The organism is Kribbella sp. NPDC051936, from assembly GCF_040680955.1.
In the GTDB taxonomy this organism is placed as follows: domain Bacteria; phylum Actinomycetota; class Actinomycetes; order Propionibacteriales; family Kribbellaceae; genus Kribbella.
This window is the reverse complement of the sequence record NZ_JBFAXS010000014.1, coordinates 119,384-133,039: the sequence shown is the minus strand read 5'-3', so window position 1 is coordinate 133,039 and position 13,656 is coordinate 119,384. Positions and strand designations below refer to the sequence as shown.

The window sequence follows — 13,656 nt, the reverse complement described above, 5'->3', positions numbered from 1 at the left end:
TTGACCTTCGACAAGCCAAGAATCCCTCACCAGACAGGCACTTCCGTGCGTTACGCGCCGTCCTCAACCTCCACGACGTGAAATCTCGAGGCTAGGTGAGGTCCGCCTCCGGGTGGCGGCCCCACACCATGCGGACGTCCGGGGCCCGCTCCTCGTTGGCCGCGCCGTCGGTACGGCGAACCTCCTGGAAGCCGTGCCGCGAGTAGAAGGCCTGCGCGCGCGTGTTGCTCTGGAACGTCCACAACGCCAGACCGCCGGGGCGGAGGTCCTTGGCCAGATCGACGAGGGCCGAGCCGATGCCCTGGCCGGCCGCCTCCGGGGCGACGTACAGCTGGTCGAGGTCGTCGCCGTCGAGCGTCAGGACCGCGACGATCCGGCCGTCGTCGAGCGCGAGCCATGTCTGCCCGTCCGGCAGCAGTACGTCGGCGAACCAGGTGGCGACCTGCTCCGCGGTATGGATCGCCGGCGGCAGCTGAGCCCCGTCGGCGTGGCGGGACCGCCACCACAGCGCGGCCGCCTCACCCGTGTCGGACGGCTCCAGCAGACGCACCAGGAGGTCGTCGATCAACGCAGCTCGGTTCCGTCCGGGATCACCCGGCGCTCGCCGTCGGGCGCGGTCACCTCGACGTCCCCGACCACCACCACGTCCTTGCCGAAGGCAACATCGCCGCGGACCTCCAGCCGGTCGGCCCGGACCAGCGACGGCACGCCGGCCGCGAACCGGGCGTCGAAGTCGGCGAGGATCTTGAAGTACTCCGGGTCCAGGTCGACGTACGGCTCGTCGCCCTCGTGCGTCGTGGTCAGGTCGCCGGCCTCGTCGAGCTCGTACACGTCCGAGCGCAGCACGAGTAGATCGTTGGTGGTCTTGACCGGCTTGAACCTGCTGCGGTCGACGACCACGGCCTGCGATCCCTCGAAGGTCTCGATCGCGGTCCCCATCCCGGTCTCCAACTGGATCACCTTCGGCGAGGACGGGTCGGCCGGGTCGACGGTCTTGCGGTTCACGATGATCGGCAGCCCGAGGATCCCGTCGTGCCCCGCCATCAGGTCGGCGAACCGGTCGAGGTCGATCCAGAGGTTGTTGGTGTTGAACATCTTGTGCCGGGTGATGTCCTGGAAGTACTGCGTGTCCTCGTCCGCGACCTGCGCGCTGTCGCGCAGGATCAGCCGGCCGTCGGAGGTGCGGACCGCGACGTGACCGCCCTTGCGGTCGGACCGCGTCCGCCGGCAGACCTCCATCCCGAACGGCACGTCGTGCTCGGCCATCCAGGCCGCGATCCGCGCGTCCGGGGTGGCGCCGAGGTTGTCGGCGTTCGAGATGAACGCATGCCGGAAACCGCGTTCCCGCAGCGCGTCCAGGGTGCCGGAGGCGACCAGGGCGGTGAACAGGTCACCGTGCCCGGGCGGGCACCAGGCGAGCTCCGGGTCCGCCTCCCACTCGGCCGGCGTCAGGTCGTCGGCGAGCAGCTTCGGCTCCATGTTCTGCAGGAAGTCGAGCGGCAGGCCGTCGACCGCGAGCCCGTCGTATTCGCTCAGGATCTGCAGCGACTCGGTCCTGGTGCGGAACGAGTTCATCAGCACCAGCGGCAGCGGTACGTCGTACGCCCGCCGGGTGCTCAGGATCTGGCGGGCGATGATGTCCAGGAAGCTCAGCCCGTTCTTCACCGGCAGCGCGGACTTCGGGCCGGTGACGCCCATCGACGTACCGAGGCCGCCGTTGAGCTTGATGACCACCGTCTCGGCGAGCGCGGCGCGAAGCGCGTCCGGGTCGGTGTCCAGGTGGTCCAGGTGTGGCAGCTCGCCCACCGGCTCGATGTCGGCCTCGCGGATCTTCCCCTGCTGACCGGACTCGAGCAACTGGTAGTAGTGCGTGAAGACGCGGATCGCGACATCGGCAGCGCCGGCCGCTCGCATCTTCTCCTGCGCTTGTCTGAGACCCACCTCACCCATGCACCAACCCTAGGGGACGCACGGTAATCCCAGTGTTGCGCGCGTCACGCTCATACGATCGGACTGTGTTCCAGACGAAGGCCGTGGCGCGGCAGCATTTCCTGGCGGCGCGGGGGCAGCGGCCCCGCGCGGACGGACTGCTGGCGAGCGCCCAACAGGTGCTGCCCGAGGTGTACCGAGTCGCGCTCTACGTGTCCAGGGGGCCGGAGCCCCAGACCGGGGCGCTGATCGACTGGCTGCTCGCGACGCACCGCGAGGTGCTGCTGCCGATCCTGTACGCAGACAACGACCTGGGCTGGGGCGTCGCACCCGGCGCAGCGGACCTGGTACCCGGTCGGCTCGGTCTGTCCGAGCCGCCGATCGACCTGGGCTCCGACGCGATAGCCACCGCCGACCTGGTCATCTGCCCGGCCGTGGCAGTCGCCCGTGACGGCGTACGCCTCGGCCGCGGCGGCGGCTCCTACGACCGTGCGCTCGCCCGCGTCCGCCCCGGTACGCCGGTGTGGGCAGCCGTCTACGACACGGAGATCGTCGACGCCCTCCCCTGCGACACGCACGACCGGCCGGTCGACGCCGCACTGACGCCAAACCGGTTGATCCCGCTGCGAAGATCAGGAGATGACTGAGACCGCGGTTCAAGCCGCAGCCACAGCCGCACGTTCCCTCGGCCTCACGGTCACCGACCCGACTGTCCTCTACGAGGCATTCTCGACAGTCGTGCACCTGCAGCCGTCCCCTGTCGTCGCACGGGTGCCTATGAACCTGCCCGGCGACCTGCAACAGGAACCAGGGCGCCAGCAGCGCGAGCTCGACGTGGTGACCTGGCTGGTGAACCAAGGTGTGCCCGTGGTGCCGCCTAGCCCTCTGGTACCGCTGAAACCGGCGGAGCAGGACGGGCTGACCATGACCTTCTGGACGTACGTCGAGGTCGACAAGGCCGCTGAACCGGACTACATCGCGGCGACAGCGCGAGTACCGGAGCTGCACGCTCAGCTCGCGAGCTACCCGGGCGAGCTGTCCTGGATGACTCCGTTGCGGCTGATCGGATCCGGTCTGGCGACAGCCGAGGCAGTGCCGGGTCTGCTCGAGCAGGACGACCTGGACCGGGCGAGAGCCGAATGGAAGGTGCTGGAGCCGATCCTGACCAGCAGGTCCGGTTTCGAGGCGGTCTTCCCGTCCGCGACCGTCCAGCCGCTGCACGGCGACGCCCCGTCGTGGAATCTCATCACCACCGTCGACGGGCCGCTGTGGGCCGACTTCGAGGACGTGTCCGTCGGCCCGCTCGAGTGGGACCTCGCCGGCTTCGGCCCGGACCTGTGCCACGCGTACGACGAGGGCGCACGCTCCCGCGGGCTCCCGACGCTGGACCCCCGCGTCCAGCAGGTGATGGACCTGGCCCGCGCACTCCAGGTCCTGGTGTGCACCCCACTGGTCCCACAGTTCCCCGGACTGGCCGACGGCATCCGCATGTTCGCCGCGCAGTGGCGGGAGATGCCGTTCGCTGCTGGACTGAGCTGATGCTGCAGAGATACGTCGACAGCGGTGTAGTGCCCGGTCTGATCAGCCTGTTGAGCCGAGGCGACGAGACACGCGTCGAGGTGCTCGGCAGAACGGCGTACGACGGCCCGGAGCTGCAGCGGGACAGCCTGTTTCGCATCGCGTCGTTCACGAAGCCGATCGTCGCGGCCGCGACCATGGTCCTGGTCGACGAGCTTCGGCTGTCCCTGGACGCGCCAGTTGACGACGTGCTGCCGGAGCTGGCGCACCCCGTCGTACTGCGGGATCCGGACGGACCGCTCGACGACACAGTGCCGGCGGACCGGCCGATCACGGTCAGGGACCTGCTCACGTTCCGGCTCGGGCTGGGCGAATCGGACAACGCCTCGCTGCGGCAGCGAGAGGAGGAACTGGAGCTCCATACCTTCGGGCCGCCTGTGCCGCGGACTCCGCTCGAGCCGGGCGAGTGGATGCAGAGGCTCGGCACACTGCCGCTGCAGTACCAACCGGGTGAGCGCTGGCTGTACTCGACGGGCTCGCATGTGCTCGGCGTACTCATCGCGCGGGTTTCTGGTCAGCCCCTGGAGGACTTCCTGCGCGAGCGGATCTTCGAGCCGCTGGGGATGCGCGACACCGGGTTCACGGCGGTGGATCCGGGGCGGCTGACGACGGCGTACATCGGTGAGGACCTGCTGGACCCGGCTGCGGAGAGCCAGTGGTTGACGCCGCCGCCGTTCCCTGATGCGAGCGGTGGACTCATCTCGACGGTCGACGACTTCCACGCCTTCGCGCGGATGCTGCTCACCGGCGGCGCCGGCGTGTTGTCGCCGGCAGCGGCTGCCGAGATGACGACCGATCAGCTCACGCCGAAGCAGCGTGCCGCGGCCGCCGGCTTCCTCGGGCCGGAGACCGGCTGGGGCTACGGGGTGTCCGTCAGCGCCGACCGGTACGGCTGGGCGGGCGGTCTGGGCACCCTGTGGTCGACAAGTCCGGTCGACGGGACGATCTCGATCCTGCTGACCCAGCGGGCGCTCTGGACGTGGCCGGAGGAACTGTTCGCCGAGGCCGTCGCGCCCGCCTGGTGACTACCGGTCCGGCTTGGTGAACGTCAGGGAGTGCTTGCGGGTGGCCTCCACCGCGCCCTTGGTGTAGGCCCACTGCAAGGTCTCGCCCTTGACCCACAGGTCGGTCTGGTCGGTGTAGTTCGAGGAGAACGCGTGGCCCGAGACACCGGTCAGGTTGACCCAGCGGGACTTGTCGAAGTCCGACAGGTCGACGACCATCCGCATCGACGGGGTCGCGGTCACGGCGTACCCCTCGGCGGCGTCCCAGCCGGTGGCGTCGACGATCGACGCCCCGCCGCCCAGCTCGTACGGGCCGCGGTTGAAGATCTTCCGGACCAGGCTGATGTCCGACGTCCCCAGCGTCTGGTTGGTCAGCGTGAGCTTGTGCAGCCGGCCCCACTGCCAGTTGGACGGCTCCCGCGCCATCTTCTGGGTGATCTCGGTCCGCGCGTTGATCAGCGCCTCGCGGAGGATGTCGTCGCGGCTCTCCCGCTGCGGCGTCCCGATGTTGTCCCACCAGCCGCTGTTCTGCTGCGCGATCAGCGTGTGAACCACCTCGAACCACCGGGAGCCGCCGTCCGGCCAGGTGCCCTCGGGCATCTGGTCGTGGAACGTCAGCGCGAGCAGGTTGCGCCAGACCACGTTGAAGTACGCCGCGGCGGCCGAGTCCGGCGGCTGGGTGTAGTCCCAGTTCCGCAGGGTGTCCTGGCCCTGCTTGTCGAACGCGTCGTCGATGCTGATCCGGAGCAGGTACGGGACCAGCATCTCGGCGATCTTGTTCTTGGTGTCCAGCTGGATCGACGCCATCGCGTTCGCGTCCAGCTTCCCGGCCGCCTTGATCCGGTCGAGGATCTGCTGCGACCGGTAGCCGTAGTCCCAGGAGTTCGTCAGGTAGTAGCTGTACGCGTTCGGCACCACGGCCTGGTTGGCGGTGACGATGATGCCGTCCGGCGGGTCGAACTCGGTCGGCAACGCGTCGAACGGGACGTATCCCTTCCAGGCGTACTTCGGGTCCCAGCCCGGGACCGGCCAGTCACCGCGGCCGGTGGTGCGGATCGGGACGAGCCCGGGCGCCTGGTAGCCGATGTGGCCGTCGGTGTCGGCGTACACGAGGTTCTGCGAGGGCACCTCGAACTGCTGCGCGGCGGCCCGGAACTCGGTCCAGTTCTGGGCGGTGTTGATCGCGAACAGCGCGTCGGCGGTCCGGCCCGGGTTGAGCGCGGTCCACTGCAGTGCGACGCCGTACGCCGTCGGGTACTTCGCCTGCGCGGCGGCGGACTCACCCACCTTGCGCTCGTCGTCGCCGACGTCGGAGATGAGCGGGCCGTGCCGGGTCTCGCGGACGGTGATCTTCACCGGCTCGTCCTCGCCGGCCACCTTGAACGTCTCCTCACGGGTGGCCATGGCGCGCCACTTGTTGTTGTAGAGGACGTTGTTGCCGTCGATCCGCTCCAGGTACAGGTCCTGGACGTCGGGGTCGAGGTTGGTGAAGCCCCAGGAGATTGCGTTGTTGTGGCCGATCACCACGCCGGGCAGACCGGAGAAGCTGAAGCCGGAGACGTCGAACGGACACCTCTTGCCGACGTTGTTGCAGTGCAGGCCGACCTGCGTCCAGATGCCCGGCATGGTCGCGCCCAGATGCGGGTCGTTCGCCAGCAGCGGTTTGCCGGTGGTCGTGTGGTCACCGGAGACCACCCAGGAGTTCGAGCCGACGCCGTCGCCCTGGCCGAGTAGCTGGGGCAGGCCCTTCGCGACCTTCTGCACCGAGTCCAGCGACTTCAGCAGGTCCTGGGTGAGCATCCCGCGGCGGAGCTCCGGGCTGACCGGCGCGGTGGTGAACTTGCCGTCCTTGCCGATCGAGCCGCCGGACAGGATCGGCTGGTTCCGGTCGTACGGGTACTGCGGGTAGAGGCTCTCGACGTTGCGCGCCGGGAACGCCGACAGCAGCTTCGTCCGGGTGACCTCCTCGTCCAGGTTGCCGCCGAGGTCCCACGCCATCGCCTTCAGCCACGCCAGCGAGTCCGCGGCGGTCCAGGGCTCGGGGCGGTAGTTCTTCGGCCCGCCGGGCTGGAGGGAGAGGACGCCGTACTCCAGGCTCAGACCGGAGCCGCTGTGCGTGGCGAGGTAGGCGTTGACGCCGCGGGCGTAGTCGTCGAGGTACTGCCGGGTGGTCGGGCTGAGCAGCGGCAGTTCCTTCTCGGCAACGCGCCGCCAGCCGAGGGTCCGGGTGAACTTGTCCGTCTCGAGCGCTGTCTTGCCGAACAGCTCGCTCAGCCGGCCGGACGTGACGTGCCGGCGGAAGTCCATCTCGAAGAACCGGTCCTGGGCGTGCACGTACCCCTGCGCGGCGAACAGGTCGGCCGGGCTGTCGGCGTAGATCTGCGGGATGCCGTTGGCGTCCCGGACCACGCTGACGTCGGCGTCCAGGCCGTCCAGCTCGATCGTTCCGTCGTACGTCGGGAACGAGTGGCGGACGACGAAGACGACGGTTCCCGCGATCACCAGGAGGACCGTGGCGAGGGCGATTCCGCTGATGATGACGACTCGAAGCAGGCGACGCACGGACCCAACCGTAGAGAATCCCCCCGTCCTCCCCAAATGGGGTCCCTCACAACTTTGCGTTGCTCTGCGTCGGCTGGACATGGACGCAGAGTTGAGGTAGGTGGACACGGGTTTGGAATACTTCGGGCGGCTGACGCATTATTAGCAGTCGGGTAGTAGGAGTGCCAGCGGCCTGAAGGGAACCGACCGTGCCGACGTACCAGTACCAGTGCACCGACTGTGGCGAAGCGCTCGAGGTGCGCCAGAGCTTCACGGACGACGCTCTGACCGTGTGCCCGAACTGCGAGGGCAACCTGCGCAAGGTCTTCAACGCCGTGGGCGTCGTGTTCAAGGGCTCCGGCTTCTACCGGACCGACAGCCGGTCGTCCGGCAAGGGCTCGGCGCCGGCGAAGGCCGAGTCGTCGTCCTCGTCGTCCGGCTCGTCCTCGTCCTCTTCTTCGTCGACGTCCGCGGGGTCGTCGTCCACCGGGTCCTCGGGATCGTCCTCGTCCTCGAGCAGTTCGTCGTCGTCCTCGGGCTCCAGCGCGGCCTGACCGCCGCCTGTGGACAACTGAAGGGCGGTTGCCGGAGAAACTCGTACCTTCTCCGGCATGAAAATCCCCTCCCCTCGTGACCTGCTCCGGGCCGCCCGGTGGCACCGCCGGCTGCTCGCCGGAGTCGCCGCCGCGGCCGCGGTGTACTTCGGACTTCTCGCCCTCTCCCCCGCGCCGCCACCGACCGTCGCGGTGCTGGCCGCCGCTCGCGACCTGGCCGGCGGCGTCACACCGGCGCGCGACGATCTGCGGACCGTCGACCTACCGGCCGGTGCGGTGCCGACCGGTGCGCTCAGACCGGGCAGCAAGCTGACGAATCGCGTGCTCAGCGGACCGGTCAGAGCCGGCGAGCCGCTCACCGACGCCAGATTCCTGGCGCCGCCGGCCGTGCCGTCCGGCTCTGTCGCCTACCCGTTCCGCGTCGACGACGCCGACGTCACCGCCCTCCTCCGCGTCGGCGACCGCATCACTCTGTACGCCGCGGCGAGCACCACAGCGGACGCCGCGACCGTGCTGGCCCGCGCCGTTCCCGTGGTCGCTCTGCCGTCGCCTCGATCGACCACCTCGGGAGCACTGATCGTGGTCGCCGCCGCGCCGGAGGCGGCCGCCCGACTGGCGCAGGCCGGGGCGAACGCACGGATAACTGTCGCGCTGACGCCGGACACGAGTTGATCACTCGTCGGATTTGTCACGGCACGATGTGTCACGATGCGGCGCGGTCGCTCGCTCTGACGAACCTGCAGCCCTAACTTGTCGGGGGACAACCACCCGCTTCGTGGAGGCACCCACATGCTCAAGGGCTTCAAGGAATTCATCATGCGCGGCAACGTCGTCGACCTCGCGGTCGCCGTCGTCATCGGCGCAGCGTTCACCAAGATCATCAATGCGGTCGTGGACGGCTTCATCAACCCGCTGGTCGCGGCGATCTTCGGCAAGACCGATCTGACCGGCGTCTGGAACTTCGAGATCAACGGTGCGAAGTTCTCGATCGGCCTGATCCTGGACGCGGCGCTGAACTTCCTGTTCGTCGCGGCGGCCGTCTACTTCTTCATCGTGATGCCGCTGAACAAGCTGGCCGAGCGTCGCCAGCGCGGCGAGGAGCCCGAGCCCGCCCCGCTGACCACCGACCAGGAACTGCTCACCGAGATCCGGGACCTGCTGAGCGCCCGTCGGTAACACCTGCCGCGGCAGGTGGACGCAAACCCTCAGCCCCTGAGCTCGCCGACGTCCACCTGCTCACCGGCATAACGCATCCAGCGGTATGGGACCGGCTGACCGTCGTTCCACTCCTCCATCAACGCGGCGGGGACATCGACGAAGCCACTGCCGTGATATGCGCGGATCGCCGGGGCGTTCTCCGGCCGGACCCGCAGGAATACCTCCGAGTACCCGGCGTCCAGAGCCGGCCCGAGCAGCGCCCGCACGAGTTCGCCGCCGACCCCACGACCCCGGACCTCCGGATCGACGATGATCCGGGCGAGTTCGACCTCGTCCTCCTCGTCGTCCAGCCAGACCTCGCCGTACCCCACCGGCCGCTCGCCGTCGAACAGCAGATAGGAGTGGATGTCGGAGTCGACCGTCCGCCAACTCGCCAGTAGCTCGTCGGGGAACGGGTAGACCACCCGCCCGGACAGCAACGCCACTTCCTTCTCGTCCAGCGCCCAGCCCGCGACCTGGACGCCGTACCCGTCGTCGAACCCCCGAAGCTCCACGCTCATCCCCTCAGTTGACGAACTCCACGATCGTTCGCACCAGCTGATCCAGGTAGGGCGGGCCGTTCCGGTCACGGAACGCGGGCGTCGGCGGTTCCGGACACCCGGCCAGCTCACGACTCCCCCGGATCGACCGCAGCAACGCGTCGACCGTCTTTCGCTGATGCGACGGATTCTCCGGCACCGACGGCAGGACCGCCACCCGAATTCGCTCCAGCGACGCCAATTCGTCGTCCGCCACGCCCCGCAGGACGCCGCCTGCGAGCAGCCCATTCGCAGCGGCCGGCGGGCACCCACGACTCACCATCCCGGCCCGGGCACGCTCGTTCGCGGCGGCGTCGTCACCCGTCGCGGGCCAGGCCAGAAGGAGGCGATCGACCAGCTCGGGAAACCTCAGCGCCAGCAGGACCGCGACAGTACACCCATTGGAGGCCCCAACGATTCTTACCGGACCGGAACGTTTCGCCAGCTGTTCACCGAGAGCCTCGACCTCGGCGTCCCATCGGTCCGCACCTTGCGGCCGGTCGGGGGCAAGTACTTCGGTGTCCAGGGCGGCGCGCAGACCATCGGTGATGCCCGTCGTACCCCAGAACGCGTCCGCGTCCATGGCTTCCCAGAGGCCGCCGTGGACGAGGAACACCGCCGCCGTCATCCGTGGTGCGGGGGGACCTCGTTCAGGATGCGATCGTCGTCGTCACTGCCGAAGTCGTTGTCACCCCAGGTCCGCGGGTCGTCGTCGCGCGTCTGGTCCGGCAGCAGCGGCTCGTCGTCTTCGTACGGGCTCGTCATGCCTCCAGATTACCGAGTCGGCGCGACGGTCCGGGATCGAGTTCGGCCCTCATCACCGCTGCGGGCGGATTGTCGGCGGCCGCACGGAGCGGCGGTTGCGGCCAGTGCCCGGACGTTACAGCTGCGCCTCGGTTGGGGATCGATCCGGCGACGTGACCGGATAGACGCGCCGCCGTGATGTTCCGGCACGCGCGACGTGACCCCGTTCCACCATCATGGTGGACCTTGCCAACCCGGAAGGACCGAGTCGTGAGTGCACAACGGACACGGGGCCTGATCGGTGCGACGCTCGTCGTGGCTGTGCTCGGAGTTGCCGCCGCCTGCGGCACCGAGGACGCCTCGTCCCCGCCCGCCGCCCAGCCCACCCAATCGCCCACCCCCTCCGCCAGCCCGTCAGCAAGCCCGAGCGGTACGCCGAGCATGGACTGCCCGGACACCATCGCGGCCGTCCGGGCCGCCACCGACAAAGCGGTGTGGGGCCAGGGAGCGGCAGCCTCGAAGTTCAATCCCGTCAGCGTCGCGATCTGCCAGTACGAACCACAGGCGACCGGGCCGGACTACGCGACGGTCACCACCAAGCGGATGGGTCAGCAGGCCACGGAACTGCTCGCCCTGATCGACGCGGCGAAACCCGTCGCGAAGAAGCCGGCCGTCTGCACCAAGGAGCTCGGCCCCACGTACGTCCTGCGGTTCACCGACAACGACCGCGGCGTGCTGTCGTTCACCGCCGAGGCGTTCGGCTGCCGCCGCCTCGTGGCGACCTCCCTGGAAGGCCAGGGCAAGCCTGGTGCCCTGCCGGCGCCGCGCCAGGTGACCGCCGAGCTGACCAAGTCACTCGGCCTGCGCTGACCTCGCGCGCGGACGCGCACCCCGAAGCCGTCCGACGTGGGGTCAACCCGCGCCTGCCTTGCGGGTCCCTCTCGAGGTCGACCCGCGAGGCAGGTTGCGGCGGTCGCCGCTGTGCCGCACCCTCGGCCTGAGGGAGGGCCGAATGCGAACGATCCGGCTGCTGTGCGCGCTCGTCCTCGCCTGCACGGCCTGCTCGACTCCGGAAACGGAGAGCAGCCCCTGCACCCAGGGCTTCAGGTGTACGACGCTGCACGTGCCGCTCGACCGGCAACGCCCTGACGGCCCGTCGCTCGACCTCTCCGTCATCGCCGCCGACAACGTCGACGCGCCGCGCGGCGTTCTCCTGCTCCTCACCGGCGGTCCCGGCCAACCCGGCGTACCGCTGCTTCGTAACCTGCGCCGCAACGTGCACCCTGACGTGCTGCGCGAGTACCGGCTCGTCATGTTCGATCAACGCGGCACGGGATCCAACGGCATCAACTGCCCTGCGCTGCAAGAGACGGTGGGCGGTTCGGACTTCCTCACCCCACCCGCCACAGCCGTCGACGAGTGCGCTCAGCGCATCGGGCCCGGCCTCGGGTACTACGGCACGCCGGACACCGTCGAAGACATCGAGCAGCTGCGCCAGTCCCTCAAGGTCGATCGGCTGACGCTGGACGGCACGTCGTACGGCAGCTTCACCGCCGCGCAGTACGGCCTCAAGTACCCCGACCACGTGCAGGCGCTTGTGCTGGACTCCGTCGTACCGCACAAAGGCTTCGACCCGCTGGGCGTGGACCTCATGGCAGCATCCGGCGAGATCCTCGAGGCAACCTGCCGCCAGGACGTCGCGTGCACGACTGATCCGGTCGAGGACCTGGCCTGGCTCGTGCAGAACGGTGTGAGCGGCACCGACCTGATGGAGACGCTGTCGGTCGCCAGCCTCAATTCGGTCAACCCGTCGCTCAAAGGCATCCCGGCGATCCTGCACGCCGCCCGCAACGGCGACGACGCCGGTCTGAAGCAGCTGTTCTACAAAACCACCAGCAAGGGCCTGACCTACGACACGCTGTCCGCGGGCCTCCACATGGCAACCCTCTGCTCGGACCTCCGGTTCCCCTGGTCCGGCAAGCCCGACCGCAAGGCCGCCCTCGACGACGCGATACGCCGCTTGGACCCGAAACAGCTGTACCCGTACGACGTGGCGACCGCACGCAGCCAACTGATGATCCAGGGCTGTCTGCGCTGGCCGGCCGCCCGCGTGTCGACGTACCCACCCGAGCAGGAGCTCCTGCCGCGCACACTGATCCTGCACGGGAGCAACGACCTGTTCTGCCCACTGGACTGGGCCAGATGGGAGGAGGCGCACGCGCGCGACGCGAAGCTGGTCGTCGTACCGGGCAGCGGCCACAGCGTGCAGCGCGATCCGCGCGGGCAGGAGGAGGTCCGGGAGTTCCTGCTGCACTAGAGATCGAACTGTGTACGAACCGCTGCATCAGCTGGGCGACTCGATGCGTCTAATAGACGTGAGGAGTTGTACGCCCAGCCAGGGAGTGGCGAGTGGAGTTCGAGGAGTACGTGTCCGCCCGTGGACAGGAACTGGTGCGGCTCGGGTTCACGGTCTCCGGCGACTACCAGCGGGCGGAGGATCTGGCGCAGATCGCGCTGATGCAGGCGTTCCGTTCCTGGCGGAAGGTGCGCACCGCGCACGACCCGCACCACTACGTCCGGCGGATCCTCGTGAACGAGTACCTCTCGATGACGCGGCGGCGCTCGTTCAGCGAGGCGCCGACGGCCGACCTCGAACCGCGCCGCACCGTGCCGGACCACGCGACACACGTCGTCAACTCCGACGACCTGTGGCGCGCGCTGGCGACCTTGTCCGCCCGGGAACGGGTCGTGCTCGTCCTGCGCTACTACCAGGACCTGGACGACCGGACGATCGCCGACGTGCTCGGCATCAAACCGTCCTCGGTGCGCGCGACCGCCAGCCGGGCGCTCGCCTCGCTCCGCAAAGCCAGAGACTCCACCAGAGACTCCAACCGTGTTGATGAGAGGTTGTCGTGAGCAACACCGATCTCGAGGATGACCTGCGCGGGACCTTCGAACGGGCCGCGGCCTCGGTTCCGGAGGCCGACGGGCTGACCGAGCGCGCCACCGCCGGCGCCCGCCGCGCCCAGCGGCGTACCTGGTTCGTTTCCGGTGCTGCCGCGGCCGCGGTGGCAGCGATCGCCGTCGCCGGGTTCGGGCTGGCCGGCTCGCAGGACAAGCCGACGCAAACGCCGGTCGCCACCGGCGAGGCAACCGCTGCTGTGGGCGCGACACCACAGGTGTTGTCCGGCCAGGCCGTGGCCGGCAAGTGGCGGGCCGTGCAGATGGTCGGCACGCGGGCGCTGAGGGAGGCGCGACCCGAGGATCCGGTGCTGGTGTTCAAGCTGGACGGGACCTGGACGGGCTCCGACGGCTGCAACGGGCTCCAGGGGACGTACACCATAGGTCAGCGTGGCGCGTTCACCGCGACGGTCGGCCCGCAGCACCTGGTCGGCTGCGAGAACGTGCCGCACACCGGCGTACTGCAGGCCGCGAAGCGGATCGCGGTCAGCGGCGACACGCTTCAGCTCTTCGGCGCCGACGGGCGTCAACTTGCCAGTTACGCTCGCGCACGGTAGTCGAATCTGCTCGCGGACAGTGATCAGGGCTTGACGGAAAGGAGCCCTTGAC

Annotated in this window: 16 protein-coding genes; 10 read left to right on the top strand and 6 right to left on the bottom strand. The window is 69.1% G+C overall.

Annotation, left to right across the window (positions count from 1 at the left end):
• Nucleotides 1-91 precede the first annotated feature (91 nt).
• Both AB0L64_RS38920 and AB0L64_RS38915 read right to left on the bottom strand, forming a co-directional pair.
• Nucleotides 92-568, bottom strand: coding sequence for a GNAT family N-acetyltransferase (locus AB0L64_RS38920; RefSeq protein WP_363717982.1), 477 nt, complete (start codon nt 566-568; stop codon nt 92-94).
• A complete protein-coding gene (locus tag AB0L64_RS38915; protein WP_363717981.1) occupies nt 565-1,950 on the bottom strand; it encodes a UTP--glucose-1-phosphate uridylyltransferase in 1,386 nt (461 codons plus the stop codon). The genes AB0L64_RS38920 and AB0L64_RS38915 overlap by 4 nt, the downstream gene beginning before the upstream one ends.
• A gap of 65 nt (nt 1,951-2,015) precedes the next feature.
• Between AB0L64_RS38915 and AB0L64_RS38910 the strand changes: the two genes are divergently transcribed.
• The 3 genes from AB0L64_RS38910 to AB0L64_RS38900 are packed head-to-tail and all read left to right on the top strand — an operon-like array spanning nt 2,016 to nt 4,532.
• Nucleotides 2,016-2,576, top strand: coding sequence for a 5-formyltetrahydrofolate cyclo-ligase (locus AB0L64_RS38910; protein WP_363717980.1), 561 nt, complete (start codon nt 2,016-2,018; stop codon nt 2,574-2,576).
• Nucleotides 2,569-3,468 (top strand): phosphotransferase, encoded by a 900-nt coding sequence (locus AB0L64_RS38905; protein ID WP_363717979.1) that lies wholly within the window; start codon nt 2,569-2,571, stop codon nt 3,466-3,468. The genes AB0L64_RS38910 and AB0L64_RS38905 overlap by 8 nt, the downstream gene beginning before the upstream one ends.
• Complete coding sequence (locus AB0L64_RS38900; protein WP_363717978.1) at nt 3,468-4,532, top strand: serine hydrolase domain-containing protein; 1,065 nt, start codon at nt 3,468-3,470, stop codon at nt 4,530-4,532. Before AB0L64_RS38905 ends, AB0L64_RS38900 begins: the two co-directional genes overlap by 1 nt.
• Here AB0L64_RS38900 and AB0L64_RS38895 read toward each other — a convergent pair whose 3' ends face one another.
• A complete protein-coding gene (locus AB0L64_RS38895; protein WP_363717977.1) occupies nt 4,533-7,073 on the bottom strand; it encodes a penicillin acylase family protein in 2,541 nt (846 codons plus the stop codon).
• A gap of 188 nt (nt 7,074-7,261) precedes the next feature.
• Between AB0L64_RS38895 and AB0L64_RS38890 the strand changes: the two genes are divergently transcribed.
• The 3 genes from AB0L64_RS38890 (at nt 7,262) to mscL (ending at nt 8,782) form a co-directional block, all read left to right on the top strand.
• Nucleotides 7,262-7,606 (top strand): FmdB family zinc ribbon protein, encoded by a 345-nt coding sequence (locus AB0L64_RS38890; protein ID WP_363717976.1) that lies wholly within the window; start codon nt 7,262-7,264, stop codon nt 7,604-7,606.
• A 57-nt stretch (nt 7,607-7,663) separates the two neighbouring features.
• Nucleotides 7,664-8,278: an SAF domain-containing protein gene (locus AB0L64_RS38885; RefSeq protein WP_363717975.1), complete on the top strand. Its 615-nt coding sequence runs from the start codon at nt 7,664-7,666 to the stop codon at nt 8,276-8,278.
• A 117-nt stretch (nt 8,279-8,395) separates the two neighbouring features.
• Nucleotides 8,396-8,782, top strand: a complete 387-nt coding sequence (gene mscL / locus AB0L64_RS38880; protein WP_363717974.1) for a large conductance mechanosensitive channel protein MscL — start codon at nt 8,396-8,398, stop codon at nt 8,780-8,782.
• Between the two features lie 29 nt (nt 8,783-8,811).
• Here the strand turns inward: mscL and AB0L64_RS38875 are convergent, their stop codons facing one another.
• From AB0L64_RS38875 to AB0L64_RS38865, 3 genes are read right to left on the bottom strand one after another with little or no spacing between them, the layout of a single operon-like run.
• Nucleotides 8,812-9,324 (bottom strand): GNAT family N-acetyltransferase, encoded by a 513-nt coding sequence (locus tag AB0L64_RS38875; RefSeq protein WP_363717973.1) that lies wholly within the window; start codon nt 9,322-9,324, stop codon nt 8,812-8,814.
• A gap of 4 nt (nt 9,325-9,328) precedes the next feature.
• Nucleotides 9,329-9,970, bottom strand: coding sequence for an alpha/beta hydrolase (locus AB0L64_RS38870; RefSeq protein ID WP_363717972.1), 642 nt, complete (start codon nt 9,968-9,970; stop codon nt 9,329-9,331).
• A complete protein-coding gene (locus AB0L64_RS38865; protein WP_355700801.1) occupies nt 9,967-10,107 on the bottom strand; it encodes a hypothetical protein in 141 nt (46 codons plus the stop codon). Before AB0L64_RS38865 ends, AB0L64_RS38870 begins: the two co-directional genes overlap by 4 nt.
• Before the next feature lie 249 nt (nt 10,108-10,356).
• Here AB0L64_RS38865 and AB0L64_RS38860 point away from each other — a divergent pair, with 249 nt between their 5' ends.
• The 4 genes from AB0L64_RS38860 to AB0L64_RS38845 all read left to right on the top strand — a co-directional run bounded on the left by AB0L64_RS38860 (nt 10,357) and on the right by AB0L64_RS38845 (nt 13,604).
• On the top strand, nt 10,357-10,956 hold the full coding sequence (locus AB0L64_RS38860) for a hypothetical protein (RefSeq protein WP_363717971.1): 600 nt from the start codon (nt 10,357-10,359) through the stop codon (nt 10,954-10,956).
• Nucleotides 10,957-11,098: 142 nt separating this feature from the next.
• Nucleotides 11,099-12,403 carry an alpha/beta hydrolase gene (locus AB0L64_RS38855; RefSeq protein ID WP_363717970.1) on the top strand — a complete coding sequence of 435 codons (1,305 nt, stop codon included), beginning with the start codon at nt 11,099-11,101 and terminating at the stop codon, nt 12,401-12,403.
• A gap of 92 nt (nt 12,404-12,495) precedes the next feature.
• On the top strand, nt 12,496-13,002 hold the full coding sequence (locus AB0L64_RS38850) for a SigE family RNA polymerase sigma factor (protein ID WP_359926972.1): 507 nt from the start codon (nt 12,496-12,498) through the stop codon (nt 13,000-13,002).
• The gene (locus tag AB0L64_RS38845; RefSeq protein WP_363717969.1) at nt 12,999-13,604 is read left to right on the top strand and encodes an META domain-containing protein; all 606 of its coding nucleotides are present in this window, start codon (nt 12,999-13,001) and stop codon (nt 13,602-13,604) included. The genes AB0L64_RS38850 and AB0L64_RS38845 overlap by 4 nt, the downstream gene beginning before the upstream one ends.
• Nucleotides 13,605-13,656 lie beyond the last annotated feature (52 nt).

Coding starts and splice junctions, on each gene's coding strand:
- AB0L64_RS38865 (WP_355700801.1), bottom strand. CDS start 10,107: ATGACGAGCCCGTACGAAGACGACGAGCCGCTGCTGCCGGACCAGACG.
- AB0L64_RS38870 (WP_363717972.1), bottom strand. CDS start 9,970: ATGACGGCGGCGGTGTTCCTCGTCCACGGCGGCCTCTGGGAAGCCATG.
- AB0L64_RS38855 (WP_363717970.1), top strand. CDS start 11,099: ATGCGAACGATCCGGCTGCTGTGCGCGCTCGTCCTCGCCTGCACGGCC.
- AB0L64_RS38915 (WP_363717981.1), bottom strand. CDS start 1,950: ATGGGTGAGGTGGGTCTCAGACAAGCGCAGGAGAAGATGCGAGCGGCC.
- AB0L64_RS38885 (WP_363717975.1), top strand. CDS start 7,664: ATGAAAATCCCCTCCCCTCGTGACCTGCTCCGGGCCGCCCGGTGGCAC.
- AB0L64_RS38875 (WP_363717973.1), bottom strand. CDS start 9,324: ATGAGCGTGGAGCTTCGGGGGTTCGACGACGGGTACGGCGTCCAGGTC.
- AB0L64_RS38905 (WP_363717979.1), top strand. CDS start 2,569: ATGACTGAGACCGCGGTTCAAGCCGCAGCCACAGCCGCACGTTCCCTC.
- mscL (WP_363717974.1), top strand. CDS start 8,396: ATGCTCAAGGGCTTCAAGGAATTCATCATGCGCGGCAACGTCGTCGAC.
- AB0L64_RS38900 (WP_363717978.1), top strand. CDS start 3,468: ATGCTGCAGAGATACGTCGACAGCGGTGTAGTGCCCGGTCTGATCAGC.